Origin of the sequence: Paenibacillus sp. MSJ-34, assembly GCF_018918005.1 — a bacterium.
GTDB lineage: Bacteria > Bacillota > Bacilli > Paenibacillales > Paenibacillaceae > MSJ-34.
Window position 1 is genome coordinate 58,463 of record NZ_JAHLPR010000009.1, and the last position, 15,597, is coordinate 74,059.

Annotated in this window: 9 protein-coding genes; 7 read left to right on the forward strand and 2 right to left on the reverse strand. The window is 54.1% G+C overall.

Translation table 11 applies throughout. The annotated features are described in order from the left end of the window. The first annotated feature begins 117 nt into the window (after positions 1 to 117). Positions 118 to 6,153: a glycosyl hydrolase family 8 gene (locus tag KQI79_RS06515; RefSeq protein WP_253297975.1), complete on the forward strand. Its 6,036-nt coding sequence runs from the start codon at positions 118 to 120 to the stop codon at positions 6,151 to 6,153. A 529-nt stretch (positions 6,154 to 6,682) separates the two neighbouring features. Here the strand turns inward: KQI79_RS06515 and KQI79_RS06520 are convergent. Next, a complete protein-coding gene (locus KQI79_RS06520; protein WP_216537419.1) occupies positions 6,683 to 8,062 on the reverse strand; it encodes a DEAD/DEAH box helicase in 1,380 nt (459 codons plus the stop codon). Between the two features lie 276 nt (positions 8,063 to 8,338). Between KQI79_RS06520 and KQI79_RS06525 the strand changes: the two genes are divergently transcribed. The 4 genes from KQI79_RS06525 to KQI79_RS06540 all read left to right on the forward strand — a co-directional run bounded on the left by KQI79_RS06525 (position 8,339) and on the right by KQI79_RS06540 (position 12,379). Further along, positions 8,339 to 9,628: a sodium-dependent transporter gene (locus KQI79_RS06525; protein ID WP_216537467.1), complete on the forward strand. Its 1,290-nt coding sequence runs from the start codon at positions 8,339 to 8,341 to the stop codon at positions 9,626 to 9,628. Between the two features lie 3 nt (positions 9,629 to 9,631). Next, positions 9,632 to 10,975, forward strand: coding sequence for a sodium-dependent transporter (locus tag KQI79_RS06530; protein ID WP_216537420.1), 1,344 nt, complete (start codon positions 9,632 to 9,634; stop codon positions 10,973 to 10,975). A 157-nt stretch (positions 10,976 to 11,132) separates the two neighbouring features. Further along, a complete protein-coding gene (locus KQI79_RS06535; RefSeq protein ID WP_216537421.1) occupies positions 11,133 to 12,092 on the forward strand; it encodes a hypothetical protein in 960 nt (319 codons plus the stop codon). A 107-nt stretch (positions 12,093 to 12,199) separates the two neighbouring features. Beyond that, on the forward strand, positions 12,200 to 12,379 hold the full coding sequence (locus KQI79_RS06540; RefSeq protein WP_367398144.1) for a helix-turn-helix domain-containing protein: 180 nt from the start codon (positions 12,200 to 12,202) through the stop codon (positions 12,377 to 12,379). Between the two features lie 78 nt (positions 12,380 to 12,457). Here KQI79_RS06540 and KQI79_RS06545 read toward each other — a convergent pair whose 3' ends face one another. After that, entirely contained in the window at positions 12,458 to 13,198 is a 741-nt protein-coding gene (locus KQI79_RS06545; protein WP_216537468.1) for a YheC/YheD family protein, read from the reverse strand. Between the two features lie 209 nt (positions 13,199 to 13,407). On the opposite strand from KQI79_RS06545, the gene KQI79_RS06550 reads away from it, so the two are divergent. Together KQI79_RS06550 and KQI79_RS06555 are read left to right on the forward strand one after the other, a co-directional pair. Beyond that, a complete protein-coding gene (locus KQI79_RS06550; protein WP_216537423.1) occupies positions 13,408 to 14,466 on the forward strand; it encodes an SIS domain-containing protein in 1,059 nt (352 codons plus the stop codon). Positions 14,467 to 14,489: 23 nt separating this feature from the next. Next, the gene (locus tag KQI79_RS06555; protein WP_216537424.1) at positions 14,490 to 15,458 is read left to right on the forward strand and encodes an ROK family protein; all 969 of its coding nucleotides are present in this window, start codon (positions 14,490 to 14,492) and stop codon (positions 15,456 to 15,458) included. Positions 15,459 to 15,597: the final 139 nt, after the last annotated feature.

Below are 15,597 nucleotides of genomic sequence, written 5' to 3' on the forward strand. Positions count from 1 at the left end.
TTGACCGAATACTTCGGCAAAGGGGGAGATCGACGTTCGGCGATTGAAAATGAGCGTTTTTTGCACTACAAAAGTTTAAGCGCTTTAATTAATGAGAAAGCGAGGTACGAAGTTCAAATGAAAAGCAAAGTAACGAAGAAATGGCAGCGAACGATATCTCTATTGCTCATCCTGATGTTGTTGCCGTTCCAAACGGCGGGAATCGTATCCGCCAACGAGCCCGACGGCGGGGGGGAGGCATCCGGTCCGGAAGTCATTGCGGAATGGGGCTTCGGCCGGGACTACGCTTACGATGAAGGGGTCGTGTCCGCTACATACGGAGCTTACCGAACAGCCTCGACGATTCGGGCGATAGGCGGTCCGCAGAAAGAATATGTGAGCGGCGACGGACTTCAATATCAAGGTTGGGACAAAGGAACAGGCGCCAAATATTGGCTGGCGGCAATCTCGACCAAAGGCTTCAAGCATATTACGTTATCGTCCCAGCAGAAATCTTCGGGATCGGGACCGCGCGATTTCAAACTCGAAATCAGCAGCGACGGACAGAATTGGGTAACGGTCGAAAATCTAGTGCTGGAAAAAGGAAGCTATACCTGTAATGAATGCAAGCTAGACGAAACGCCGCTTCCAGAGGCTGCCGATAATCAGGATTTGCTGTTTATCCGCTGGATCGTCGCTTCCACGACTGCAACCGACTCCAACGCGAACGCCGAAGTGGGACCGTACGGTTCCAGCTATTTAAAGGACATTCGCGTGCAAGGCGAGAGACAGGCCGGCGCGATCATCGAAGCTCCGACGGCGGCAATTTCGACAACGCCGCGGGACGGGGAAGAAGTAGCCGTCCATACGGCAATCCATGTAGAGTTCAATAAAGCGATCAAGACGGTTCCGGGCTACAAAGCGAAGATCGTCGATAGCGGCGGTCGCGAGGTGGAGGGTGTTACGGTTGCGCCGAACCGTAGGACGCTCCAAATCGGCCATCCCGGCTTGGAAAGCGAGGAAACCTATACCGTAACCGTACCGCGAGGGCTTGCGGCCGGCGAAGACGATGTTGCGCTCGCCCATGATATCGTCTGGAGTTTTAAGACCAAGAAGCAAGATCAATCCGTCATTGCGGAATGGGTATTTCAGAACGAGGGGGACAACGGAACGTTTGTCGCTACGGGCGGACAATATCAAGCGGCGTCGATCTTGAGCAATGTAGGCGGCGTATTCGAAAGCTATAACAGCGGCAAGAAAGAAATCAGCTATCAAGGTTGGGACGAAGGCGAAGGCAAGAAATATTGGCTCGCAGCGGTCTCCACGGCCGGTTACCGGAACATCGCGTTATCTTCCGAGCAAAATTCGTCGGGATCGGGCCCGAACGATTTCAAGGTGCAGATCAGCACCGATTATCGGCAAACGTGGTCCGATGTCGAGGGCGGCATTGTGCAAATGAACGTCACCTCCAGTTACGATTGTCCGGACAATAGCTGCAAGCTGATCAATGTGCCGCTTGCGGGTGCGGACGATAAAGACTTGATCTACATTCGCTGGATCGTAAATTCCAATAAGGCGACGAACACGAAGGATAATCCATCCGGCATCGGCGGGGGAGGCTCCAGCAGAATACGGGACATTCGCGTAACAGGGGACCGCATCGCCGGGACCAATCCCGTGATGCCTACAATTGACCTCGTCCGGCTGCCTAAGGATGGCGCGGAAGAAGTTTCGGTCGCCGCGCCTGTGACGGTGAAGTTCAATAAACCGATCTCGGTTGCCGAAGAACAAGCCATCGCGATGATCGATAACGAGAATCGTAAGTTGGACAATGTAACAACGAAAATCGTTAACGGCAATACGTTGCAATTGGACCATCCGGCATTCGCCTACGGCAAGACGTATACGGTCACGATTCCGAAAACGGCGATCCAAGGCGACGATAACGTTGCGCTCGTGCGGGATATTTCCTGGAGCTTTACCGTTCAGGACTCGCCTTACACGCCGAAATTAATCAATATGAGCTTTAACGCGGATCCTAGAACGGGCATTGCGTTTGCCTGGTATACGGATGCGATGACCGATACGAAAGTGCAAGTTGCCCAAGCTGCCAAGGCCGCCGGAGCGGCATTCCCGGAGCAAGAAGCGCTGGAGTTCACAGGTACCGGGGAAGAGATCGAGACGTTTATGGCGAAAGCCGACCGCTCGACCGGGAAGAAGGCGAAATTCATCAGCCATAAAGCGATAGCGGATGGGTTGACGCCGGGCACGAAATATCTATTCCGCGTCGGCAACGGCCAAGAGTGGAGCAACATCGGTTCCTTCACCACCGATGCGGCGGAACATCAGCCTTATCGTTTTATTGTCGGATCGGATTCGCAAGCGTCGAGCAAGGCGAATTTCGAGCCTTGGGCGGATACGTTCAAGAAAGCGCGCGATTATATCGGCGATCCGAAGTTTCTGATCAGCGCCGGGGACTTGGTCGATAACGGCGATTTGGAGGAACAATGGCAATGGATGCTGGGCCTGGCGCAGGATGAGCTTCTGCACGTTCCGTTCGTGCCTGTGCTCGGAGGGCATGAAGTTCAAGATTACGACGGGGACGAAACGACCCCTAACAACAATTTCTACAATCATTTCAACTTGCCGAAGCAAGTCGTGGAGAACACCCATGAAGGATCCGTCTATTCTTTCGAATACGGCGACGCGCTTTATATGGTATTCAATTCGCAATATGAGGGCGGCCTTGCCGAGAACGGAACGGATGTCGAATGGGCGGACAAACAATTTTGGGATCAAGTGGCCTGGATGAAGAACACCGTTGCGAAAAGCGACAAGAAGTGGAAGTTCGTTACCTTTCACAAAGCTCCGTATGCGGCGGGCGACAATTCGGCGCAATGGGAAGACGAACGAGTTCAATTTTACAAAAAATATTTAATTCCCGCCTTCGACGAAATGGGCATCGATATGGTGTTCGAGGCGCATGATCATATGTACATGAGATCGTTCCAAATGTACGGGGACGAAATCGTACCCGCGGATCGGTTGTCGAAGGACGAGGACGGCAACGTTCTCAATCCGAAAGGTACAGTCTACCTGATGTCCAATGCGTTCGGAAATAAATTTTATACAAAAAACAATCAATACTACTTGGATGAAAACTGGGAGCCGCATGAAGTATTGGACGAAAACGGAAATCCGATTCCGTACGACGATTATTTCGCCGCGGTGGACGAACAGCCGTTCAAAAAAATGTTTACCGATGTGTCCGTCTCGGATCAAGTGATGAAGTTTACCGCTTATACGGCGGCGGTTGAAGACGAAGGCAAACAAGAAGCGGTCGGCAACGGATTAATCGCTTACGATCGCTACGGCATTAAGAGAACGGATACCAAACCGGCCAAGGTGGAGCAAGCGAAGGTGGAACTGAACGGCAATCAGGCGGTTCTCGCCTGGAAAGCTCCCACCGATAGCGAGGAACCGGTAAGAGGTTTCCGGATCTATGAGAAAAACGACAAAGTAAAAACGCACTGGAGCGAATATATCCCGGTTGTCGAAGGGGCGCAGGAGTATCGTTATATTGTTGAAGGCATCAATCCCGGCAAAAATTATGACTTTATTATTAAGGCCGTAGGAAGAAGGGATAATTCCGCGCCGATCGAAGTCAGTACGCTGGGAGGACCTGTCGAGCATGAACCGCCTTCCGCGCCGACGGATTTGCAAGGAACGGGAGTATCGGCTTTCCAAATTAATTTGACCTGGACTGCGTCGCCGGGCGCGATCGCGCCTTCGGGATACCATGTCTACCGCAACGGCGCCAGAATCGGAACGACAACCGGGACATCCTATAACGATCTCGGTTTGCAGCCGGATACGTCGTACCGGTATGTCGTGAAAGCCTTTAATGCCGAGGACATCGAATCGCTGGCAAGCAATGAAGCCGTCGTGAGGACGAAACAGGCGCCGGCGGGCGAAGGCCCTCATAAAGCGTTCCCGCAGCATACCGCCTATGCCGGAGGTTCGATTAAACCGAACCATGTGACGCAGGAACAAATGGATCGGACCGTCGCCCGGTTGTACGATGAGTGGAAAGCGAAATATTTGAAAAAGCACCCGTATCTTCCGGAGTCGGAACCCGATCAATACTATGTATGGTATGCCGACGGAGATTGGTTTGAAGAAGAGTATGACGAAGACTTGGGCGTGAACTATTGGGCCACCACCGTATCCGAAGCGCATGGCTACGGAATGCTGATCACCGCCTTGATGGCCGGGCACGACCCGGACGCGAAGCAATATTTTGACGGCATGTTCCGTTATTTCAAAGCGCATCCGAGCGAGATCAATCCGAATTTGATGGCATGGAGGCAAGGCGATACAGGCACGGCCATCATCGATGTTTCCGGCGTCGATTCGGCTACCGACGGAGATATGGATATCGCTTATGCGTTATTGCTGGCCGACAGCCAATGGGGCAGCGGCGGAGAGATCGATTATTTGGCGGAAGCCAAAAAAGTGATTATTGCAATTATGGAAAGCGAAGTGAACCGCAGCGATTGGATGCTTAGAATCGCCGATTGGGCTTCGAGCGGGAAATGGGCTTCCGCAACCCGCCCTTCCGACTTCATGCTGCAGCATATGAAGGACTACCGCAATGTGACGGGCGACAGCAATTGGGATCGGGTCGTCGATACGACGTATACGATCATTAACGATTTGTATCGTAATTACAGCCCGAATGCGGGCTTGCTGCCCGATTTCGTCTTGAAGAGCGGCGGCAAGTTCGTTCCTGCGGAACCGTATTTCCTGGAATCGGAATATGACGGGGATTATAACTACAACTCTTCCCGCACGCCTTGGCGAATCGGCACCGATTATCTCGTGACGGGAGATGCGCGGGCGAAGGAACAGCTTCGTACGCTGAACGGCTGGATTCGCGGCATCACGGGGGGCGAACCGAATCGGATTCGGGCCGGATATAAGCTGGACGGTTCGGAAGCGATTGCGGATTACGAGGATATTACCTTCTCCGCTCCGCTCATGGTGAGCGCGATGATCGATTCGTCCAATCAGGAATGGCTGAACAAATTATGGGATTACAATGCGGCGGTGCCGACGGAAGAAGACGTCTATTTCGGCAACAACCTGCGTTTGCTCAGCATGATTGTCGTATCCGGCAACTGGTGGTCGCCGACGGTTGTGGATACCGAGGCGCCTACGGAACCGACCATCGAAAGAGCGGAGGCGGTATCCGGTACGGCGGTCGATTTGAAGTGGACCCCGGCCACCGACAATTTGGGCGTCGCGGGCTACAAGATCTACCGCAACGACGTTGAGATCGCATCGACGTCGAAGACGGAATATCGAGACACGGGACTGACCCCTGGCACAACGTATAGATATTTTGTCGTCGCGTACGATGCGGCGGGCAACATGTCGAAAATAAGCAATGTGAGAATCGTGACGACATGGAAGTCTTCTAGCGGTGGAGGCGGAGGCAGCGGAAGCAGCGGCGGAACCGGCGGCGGAAGCGGGTCGGCGCCGAAACCGTCCGATCCCGGGAAAAAGCCGGAAGTAACGCCGGAGCCGGGTACGAAACCGGAAACGCCGAACCCGGCGAAGAAAAGCTTCCATGATGTAGGCGATCGATACGCATGGGCGAAAGAAGCGATCGAAGAACTGGCTGCCGCAGGGATTATCAAAGGAACGTCGGACACCACCTTCGAGCCCGGCAAACGCATTACGAGAGCCGACTTTATTTTGCTGCTGGTGCGACTTTTCGGTCTCGAGGCCGATTTCGACAGCAATTTCGATGATGTCGGTTCGGACTCATATTATTACGATGCATTAGGCATCGCCAAGAAACTGGGCATTGCCAAAGGAGTCGGCGGCAACAATTTCAATCCGAACGCGGAAATTTCCAGGCAGGATATGATGGTGCTGACCGCAAGATTGTTGAAGCAAGCCGGGGAATTGACCGGCAGCGGATCCGCCGCCGACTTGGGCCAATTTGCGGATGCCGCCAAGGTGGCGGAATATGCCGCGGATAGTGTGGCGGCTCTAGTCAAGGAAGGCATCGTCGAGGGCGACGGCAACGCCATTCGTCCGAAAGAAACGGCAACGAGAGCGGAAGTGGCGGTCTTCATTTATAGAATCTATAAAAAATATCTTTAAATCCAAAGGACCCGGGACTTGATCTCGGGTCCTCAGTCTGTTGATATACGCGGACGGGCTAAACGTATGATGTACAAAATACAACATTTCCTCCTCTTTTCGCTCAGTGAATGCGCCTATGTTGTACCAAATACAACATTTTGGAGAAAAACAAAGGGAAAGGGGCCTCCCTGTTGCGATTATGTTGTATAAAATGCAGGATACTCCCCTGTTCCGGCTGTTCAACCCCATTAATGTTGCACTTTATACAACTTAGCCATCCGGATTCAGGTTGTTCGGAGAACGGAAAGCGTCTCATAGTCGGGTTTTAGGCTTTTTTGTAACTTGGTCTTCCTTCCGCTAAGATTCACTTTTTATCCGACCCTTGCTATTGTTGTTGCATCCCTTCCCTTCTGTCGATATCCCTCTCGTTCAGATCATCCTGATTGACCGGGATATCGACAGAAGGGGGGAGAAAGAAGATGCCGGGAACGTCAAAAAGAGCCCCGAGAGGCTCTTTCCTTGTCCGGGCTGCACGGCATGCGCGTGCCTAGCGCCGTCCGCCGCGCTCGCCGCCTCGGCTGCGGCTGCGGCGCTCGCTTGCGCGCGGCATTCCGCCGCCGCGCGCATCCCCGCGGGCAGCGCCGCGCTTGCCCGCGCCCCGGCCCGGCGCGGCGCCTGCGGCATCCCGCGCCCGCGCCGTTTGCGTCAGCGCCTGCGGCCGCTGACGCACCGTCTTGCGCCCGGCCGCAGGACCGGGCGCATTCGCGCGCCCCGCCTTCGGCGCAGGGGCGCCGTCCCGCTCGGCCGCGTCCGGGCCGAGCTTGCGCCGCGGCAGCGTCATGCGGATGCCGCGCTCGATCGTCTCGAGCGCTGCCCGGTCTTTCGCTGCCGCGAACGTTACCGCCATGCCGGTTTGCCCGGCACGGCCCGTGCGCCCGATGCGGTGTATGTAGCTTTCCGCATCCGGCGGAATATCGTAGTTGAAGACATGCGTTACGCCTTCAACGTCAAGTCCCCGTGCCGCCACATCGGTGGCGACCAATAATTGCAGTTTCGCTTCGCGAAACCGCTTCATCACCTGTTCGCGCTTCGCCTGCGACAGATCGCCGTGCAATTCGTCCGCGGCGTAGCCCCGCTCCTGCAGCGCCTGATTCAGCGTGCTCGCGCGCCGCTTCGTCCGGCAAAACACGACCGCCAGATACGGCCGGTACTGGTCGATCAGCTTGCACAAATCGTCTTGCTTCGCCCGATCCGTTGTCTGGACGACGATTTGTTTAATTTCCGAGAGCGTCACCTGCTTCGCGCGGATTCGCACCTCCTGCGGGTTGCGCAGCACTTGCTGCGCCAATTGGCGCACCTGCTGCGGCATCGTCGCCGAGAACAGCAGCGTCTGCCGCTTGGCGGGCGTCTGGGCGAGAATCGCCTCCACTTCGGGGAGGAAGCCCATATGCAGCATCTGATCCGCTTCATCGAGCACCAGCACTTTCAGCTTGCCGAGCGAGATCGATCCGCGGCGCAAATGGTCGAGCAGACGGCCCGGCGTCGCCACGACGAGATGGACTGCGCCTTCAAGCTTGCGCAGCTGCCGCTCCACATCTTGGCCGCCGTATGCGGCCAGAACGCGCGCGCCAACGGCCGGGGCAAGCTTCTTCAGCTCTGCCGTAATCTGAATGGCCAATTCCCGCGTCGGCGTCAGAATAAGGCCTTGCACCGCATCGCTTCCCGGATTGATTCGCTCCAGCATCGGCAGCGCGAAGGCAAGCGTTTTCACCGTTCCGGTCTGCGCTTCCGCGATCAAATCGGTGCCGGCAGCGGCGTAAGGTATGGCCTCCCGCTGAATCGGCGTCGGCTGCACGATGCCGTTCGCGCGCAGAACCTCCGCCAATTCATCGCGGACTCCCAAAGATTGAAAAGTTGTACTACTCATGAATTAGCTCCCTCATTAGGTTATTTGTTCGTTGTTCATCAAGAAGTCCTTTCGCATCGCAAGCACATTCTATTTTATCATTGTACCATGAAGGGGCGAAAAACATGACGGCAAGTCAATGTGAAGTGATTCACAGACTATTTTTAGCCGGAAAGGGCACAATGAAACAAAAACCGAACGCAAAGGGAAGAATACAACGTGGCGACCGACTCTACGAATCAAGCCAGGAAGAAACAGGCTCAAGGTGCGGACACCTTCAGTTCATTCGGATTTATTATGGCGGCCATCGGCAGTGCCGTCGGGTTGGGCAATATGTGGAAATTCCCCTATATTACCGGCATGTACGGAGGGGGCGCTTTTCTCGTTTTATTTATCGTTTGCCTGCTGCTGATCGGCCTTCCGATTTTGCTGGCGGAAATGGCGCTCGGCCGCGCAGGGCGAGGAGATGCCGTCACCTCATATCATGCGCTTGCCAAGAAAGGACAGAAGATTTGGGGAGTGTTCGGACTTCTCTCCGTCATCGCTTCCTTCCTCATTCTTTGCTATTATTCCGTCGTAACCGGGTGGACGATGCATTATGCGGTCGCTTCGCTTACAGGCAATTTATTTCGGGGCGGCCAGCAGTATGCCGAGCATTTCGCCTCGTTCACCGCGGGAACGAGTCCCCTGTTGTATCAGCTCCTTGCCGTTGCGGGAACCGGATGGGTCATCGCCAGAGGGGTCACGAGCGGGATCGAGAAATTCAATAAAATTATGATACCGAGCCTGGGCATCATTTTACTATTATTAATGCTTCGAGCGTTATGGCTGCCGAATGCCGGCGCAGGCGCATCCTTCTTCCTGCAGCCCGATTTCTCGAAATTATCGGTAATATCGGCGCTTGTTGCGCTCGGACAAGCTTTCTATTCGTTATCGCTCGGCATGGGAGCGATGGTGACGTACGGCAGCTATGTCGATGCGAAGCAATCGCTCGGCAGAGCGGCGATTGCGGTCGGAGCCGGGAATATCGTCTATGGGCTGATCGCGGGCCTAATCATATTTCCGACAACGTATGCGTTTGGCCTGCAAGCGGCCCAAGGGCCCGGGCTTGTTTTCATCGTTTTGCCTTCCGCCTTTTCCGGCATGCCCTTCGGCTATCTATTCGGCGGATTGTTTTTCATATTACTTGCCACCGCAGCTTTCACTTCGCTCGTATCGCTGCTTGAGGTCCCCGTCGCCTTTACGATCAAGCATTGGGGCTGGAGCAGGAAGACGTCCGTACTCGTGCTATGCGTCACGATTTATGCGATCAGCGTTCCAACCTCCTTATCGGTCGGCGGGGCGCTCTCGAACTGGATGCTTGCAGGCAAGCCGCTGTTCGATTTCCTCGATTTCTTCGCCTCCAATTTGCTGCTGCCGATTGCCGGCTTGGCGGTCACTTTATTTATCGGCTATGCCGCCCGCAAAGGCGCGGAGGAGCCAAGGCTCGGGCCCGGAACGTTCCGGCTGTGGATGTTTCTCCTCCGGTATATCGTTCCGGTCTTCGTGACACTCATTTTCCTTTATTCGATGGGAGTGTTTGGGTAACCCGTGGGACATTCGAAGAAGCAACATAAAGGATCGGCCGGCGAGCGTTTCAGCTCGGCCGGATTTATATTGGCGGCGATCGGAAGCGCGGTCGGCCTCGGCAACATGTGGAAATTCCCTTATATTACCGGGCAGAACGGAGGAGCCGCCTTTTTCCTCATTTTTCTTGCGTTCCTTGCCATCATCGGGCTTCCGGTCTTGCTCGCGGAGCTGACGATCGGCCGCGGAGGCCGCGGGGATGCCGCCGCATCGTTCCGCAATTTGAGCAACCGTCCCTTTTGGCATTCCATCGGCCTTTTGCTTGTGCTCGGGTCGTTTTTCATTTTGACGTTTTATAGCGTCGTCGCAGGCTGGACCATTCATTACGCCGTACAATCGCTCGGCGGCGGGCTGTACCGCAGCGCGGATTACGGCGCCGTATTCGAACGGTTTACAGGCGGAGCGATGCCTGTCGTCTGGCTTGTCGTCGTCCTTGCAGGAACATGCTGGATCGTCATGCGCGGCGTGTCGGGCGGGATCGAAAAATTCAACAATGTCGTCATCCCCGGCCTATTCATACTTTTGCTGCTGTTAATGGGGTACGCGCTGACGCTTCCCGGGGCGGGCGCGGGGATCCGTTTTTTTCTAAAGCCGGAATTTTCCGAATTGACAGTTCAATCCGTTCTGATGGCGCTCGGGCAAGCGTTCTTCTCGCTCTCCGTCGGATCGGGGGCGATGATGACCTACGGATCCTATACGGACCAGAGGCAGTCATTGGGCGGGGCGGCGATCGCTATCGGAAGCGGGAATGCGCTGTACGCTCTCATGGCGGGGCTCATTATTTTTCCGACGACGTTCTCCTTCGGCATCGAGCCGGCTTCCGGACCGGGGCTCGTCTTTATAGCGCTGCCGGCCGCGTTCTCGTCGATGCCCTTCGGCAGCTTGTTCGGCGGTTTATTTTTTGTTTTGCTCGCGATCGCAGCGCTGACATCTGCCGTTTCGCTGTTGGAAGTGCCGGTCGCATATGCGATGAACCGGTGGGGCCGGACCCGCGGCAAAACGGCGGTGGCCGTTACCGCCGCTTGCTTTGCCGTTGCGCTGCCTTGCGCTTTGTCGGCCGGGGGAGTCTGGAGCGGGGTCAAGGCGGGAGGAAGAACGATATTCGAGTGGGTCGATTTTATTACCTCGAATATAATGCTGCCGGCAGGAGGCCTCATCATTACCGTGTTCGCCGGCTACGTCTGGGACCAAGCGGGCAAAGAGGCGGGATTGACCGCCGTATGGTACCGGCTTTGGATTGTTACGCTTCGTTATATCGCGCCGGTGCTGATCCTTCTTATTTTTTTATATTCCACCGGAATCATATAATCGTCGCTTCTTCTCCTTTGGTTCACTTCCGGATTCGTATAAGCTGCAACTTTTCCCGAAACGATTTCGTTTAATAGATTGGGTAAGGACAGAACAACATAGAGAGGCCGTTTCCTTGGCGGAAGCGGGCATAGCAAACAACGAAGGAGGTTTCATCATGAAGAAAGTGAACAAAGTACTTACGTTAGGCGCGCTGCTGGCGATGACAGCGATTCCTATGGCCGCGCAAGCTCAAGGGCCGGTTCAAGCGCCGGCCAATCAGGCGGCGAGCCAGGCGATTGTGGATACGAAGCTATCCGGAACCGAAGGGAAGATTTCGGACGTTAACTTTACGAAAGACGGCAAACGCATCACGGTCAAAGGCCAAGGCTTAACGCCGCAGGATCCGGGCGAAATTATACTTAACATTACGAAAGACACCGTGATTGTAGACGAGAACGGGAAGAAAATATCTTTGCAGAAAATCGTGAAAAAAGATATGAAAGTGAAAGCATACTATGGGCCGAAAATGACGAGAAGCCTTCCGCCGATCGGTACGGCGGACAAAATCGTAGCGGTCAAGGATAAGAAGGAAGAAGATAAAGACTTGGGAACGAAAGGCGTCATCGTGAACGCGAACAACGGCCGTTTGACGGTGATGGGTTCCGGTTTGACGGAGTCGAGTCAGGAGGTCATCATCCTGGGCGTTACGGACCAAACGAAAATCGTCGACCGCGACGGCAAAGAATTGCCGAAAGAAGCTTTGAAAGAAAATACGAAAATCAAAGCGTACTACGGTCCGATGCTGGCGCTGAGCATGCCGCCGATGGGAACGGCCGAGAAAATCGTCGTGCTGGACGAAACGGATAAAGTCGAAGGAAACGTCGTTTTCGCCGCGCAAAACGAGAAACACGCCATCGTGCATGTCGATGCCAAAGCGGACGGCAAAATCGACAACGACGTTGTGTTGAACGTAACCGGCAAAACGAATATTTTCAAAGTGAACGGCGAAAAAGTGGAATTGTCCGACTTGAAGCCCGGAACGAAAGTCGTCGGCTACTACGCTCCTGTTTCCGACAAAGCGACGAAACCAGCGCTAAGCAAGGCCGAAGTGATCATCGTGCAAGAGAACAATTAACTCGTATGCGCAAACTGCCTCAGGTCCGAACAGGACTTGGGGCTGTTTTTTTACCTGCTTGCAGCATCGCAATCGGGTGAAGAGCGAAAGACGGAAGTGCTTGAGGAATTTTACCAGAGCGGGTGACAACGGCTGAAAAAATGAAAATCGTCTGGGACCTTGCTAATCAGGGGATTCCTCGTATGAAAGGGGCCATTGCGGAAATTGCAGAGCGGCTGAAGTTGTCAGATTTCACGGTGTACCGCTATATTAGCCTGTGGGAGAAAGCCTCGGATAAGAAATCATAATCTTAATGCGATGCGTAATACACAAACAAAAACCCGCTCCATAAGCGAGTTTTCTTTATTGTCTTTTTAAATATCAGCTTAAATGGGATATTGTACGGCCATTTTTCGTTTGTTTTCTATAATGGTTGAGTACATTGTCTGATCGGCGAGTTGAGTGAACAATCTATGGCCGGGATGCGAATTCGCTTCAAGGATCCAAATATATCCGTTCTTGTCCAAGGCAAGATCAATCCCTAGTTCACGAGTTGAACTCCATTTACTAACCGTATGGGCAATTGTCATTGATAGCTGTTCAATTTTACGATGACATGCGTCCACTTTGGCTTGGTTATTCTTGAACTGATTTAAAAGAACCTTCTGCAAGGGTTCTGCATGCCCTCCTTGATGATAGTTGGTTAGAAATTTATGAGGCGCAGCCACACGGGCGACCATACCGGCAATCACCCATTTGTGCTCCGGCTTCTGCATGTATACTCGGATATCAAAAATTTTCCCTTGATACCTTGCGATTTGCAGTCCCTTTTGCATTAAATACCGATTGTTTGATCTTCTAGATGAACGGACTGTTCTCAAGACAGACCCGGCTCCAACAATCTTCCGGCTTGGGCCGCTGCGAACCTCATATCCCCTGCTTAATTTCCTGACACGGATAATTCCGTTACCTCCGCTTCCGAGATCAGGTTTTATAAAGACAGATGAATGGGCTCCTAGCATCCGCAATGTTCCCGCATCTGTCATCCAACGAGTTTCAGGTAAATGCGGACGCAAGTTACGGTTCTGCAACATTACCCTATAATTCCCCATTTTCCCCATAGTCAATGAACCCTCTTCTCTTGTTTTAGTTCCAGTTACAAAGAGCATATTCATCAAGCAACTCTGCTGTATAGACTGAACTCTAAAGCAAGAAAAACAGATTGATTACCCATGATATCTCCTTATGACGGATAATGCGTACAATTTTGATTGAAAAAATCATTAAAATGATTTAAACTATCATTATCATGAATATTAAGGAGGATTTACAACTCATGTCAAACAACTTCGGACAATTGACGTATCCGGAAATCAGTGCGCAGCCGGAAGCGCTCGCGGCCGCATGGGAGCGGTTGCAGGCACAAAACGATTGGGTTGAACGTTATATAGGAAACAAGCAATACGATGAAGTGATCTTTATCGGTTCAGGCTCTTCATATTATCAAGCTCTTACGATGGCAACGACATACCGGAAGTGGCTCGGCCGCCCGGCATCGGCCTATCCGTCCTCGGAGATCTACTTGTTCCGCGACCAGAGCGTCGTTCCGGGCCGCAAAGTGCTGCTCGTCGGCGTATCGCGTTCCGGCGAATCGACGGAAGTCGTGCTTGCGCTCCAATCGGTCGCAGACCTTGCGAACTGGGATATTTGCGGCATTACATGCTATGAAGATTGCACGATGGCGAAGCTTGCGCCTTGCCTCGTATCCCCGTTAGGCGGCGAGAAGAGCACCGTCATGACGAAATCGCTCAGCAGCATGACGTTTATGATGCAGGCGGCGATCGCGGTCGCGTCCGGCAATCAAGCCTTGCAAGACGAGATGAAAGCGGTGCTCGATGCGGATAGCGAAGTCGTGAAGCGGGCCGACGCATTCATGAAAGAATGGCTGCCGAAACAGACGGTCGGCAAAACGATCTATTTAGGCATGGGCGCATACAACGGATTGGCGATGGAAGCTTGCTTGAAGTTGAAGGAAATGACCTACACATGGACGGAAAACTTCGGCACGTTGGAATTCCGCCACGGACCGAAGAGCATCGTCGAGCCGGGAACGCTCATTTGCCTGCTGTTGTCGGAAACCGCACGCAGCTATGAGCTGAAAGTAGCGGAGGAGATGAAGGCGTACGGGGCAACCGTCCTGATCATCGCCGCGGAGAAGGGCGAAGATACTTCGTTTGCGGACGCCGTGTTCGAGATCGGCGGCAAAGGGATCAGCGACGAGGCGAGAAGCGCGCTATACTTGCCTTTGCTGCAATATTTAGGATTGTACATGGCGCTTCATATCGGCGTCGATCCGGACCAACCGCGCAATTTGACGCAAGTGGTGAAAATCTAATCCTTGTTGAAGGGGCAGCGAATATGAGCTTAACGATCGGATTCGATATCGGCGGAACGAACATCGTCTGCGGGCTGTTGGACGAAAACGGCCAATTTCTCGCAAAGGTGAAGCAAGGAACGGAGAGGGAGCGCGGCAGCGATTATATTATCGGCAAGCTGGCGGCCATGATCGACGAAGTGCTCGCCGAGGCGGGCGAAGACCGGAGCCGCGTGGCGGCGGTCGGCGTCGGGACGCCGGGCTTTGTCGACCCGATTCGGGGCGTCTCCGTCTTTGCCGGCAATTTGCAATGGCGGAACGTGCCGCTGGCCCGGCTGCTGGAAGAACGGATCGGCATTCCGGTATTTATCGACAATGACGTGCGCATGTACGTCTACGGCGAATCCATTCGCGGAGCCGGACGCGGGTTCGACTGCGTGTTCGGCATTACGCTCGGCACCGGTCTGGCCGCGGCGCTGGTGGACCGGGGCGAATTGTATTATGGCGGGGCGTTTATGGCCGGCGAGCTCGGACATATCCGCATCGAGGGCGAAGACGCGCAGTGCGGATGCGGAATGAGAGGCTGCCTGGAAACGGTCGCTTCGGCGACGGGAATCGCCCGGCTGGCCAAAGAAGCGATTCGGGAAGGCAGGAAGAGCGTTCTCCAGCAATGGTGCGCCGATCCCGACATGCAATCGCTCACGGCCCATCAAGTATCGCAAGCTTACGATGCGGGCGACGACGTGGCGGTCGAAGTGATGAATTATGTCGGCAAACAATTGGCCAAGGGGCTGTCTTATGCCGTTTCCTTGCTCAGTCCCGACGTTATCGTCATCGGCGGAGGCGCGGCGCTGGCGGGCGAGCGATTGTTCAAGCCGATGCGGCAGGAGCTCTCAAAGCATGTGTATCACGGCTATTGGGAACGGCTGCAAATCCGGCAAGGCCAACTGATCGACGACGGAGGCGTCATCGGCAGCGCTGCCTTTGCGCGCAAGCGGCTTGCGGAGAGATAAATCATCGCATGAATTCATGATAAACTTTTCAAACTGTAGCGGATTAGTTCCTCTGCAGTTTTTTCGTTTGCGGTATGGCTGTCGATTATACAACGCGCAGGAACTGCGTACGGCGAAGCTTTATCGCGAGGTGATCTAA

Bases quoted from the DNA above. Each gene is read 5' to 3' on its own strand.
- KQI79_RS06515 (WP_253297975.1), top strand. From the start codon at position 118: ATGAAAAGCAAAGTAACGAAGAAATGGCAGCGAACGATATCTCTATTG.
- KQI79_RS06520 (WP_216537419.1), bottom strand. From the start codon at position 8,062: ATGAGTAGTACAACTTTTCAATCTTTGGGAGTCCGCGATGAATTGGCG.
- KQI79_RS06525 (WP_216537467.1), top strand. From the start codon at position 8,339: ATGGCGGCCATCGGCAGTGCCGTCGGGTTGGGCAATATGTGGAAATTC.
- KQI79_RS06535 (WP_216537421.1), top strand. From the start codon at position 11,133: ATGAAGAAAGTGAACAAAGTACTTACGTTAGGCGCGCTGCTGGCGATG.
- KQI79_RS06550 (WP_216537423.1), top strand. From the start codon at position 13,408: ATGTCAAACAACTTCGGACAATTGACGTATCCGGAAATCAGTGCGCAG.
- KQI79_RS06555 (WP_216537424.1), top strand. From the start codon at position 14,490: ATGAGCTTAACGATCGGATTCGATATCGGCGGAACGAACATCGTCTGC.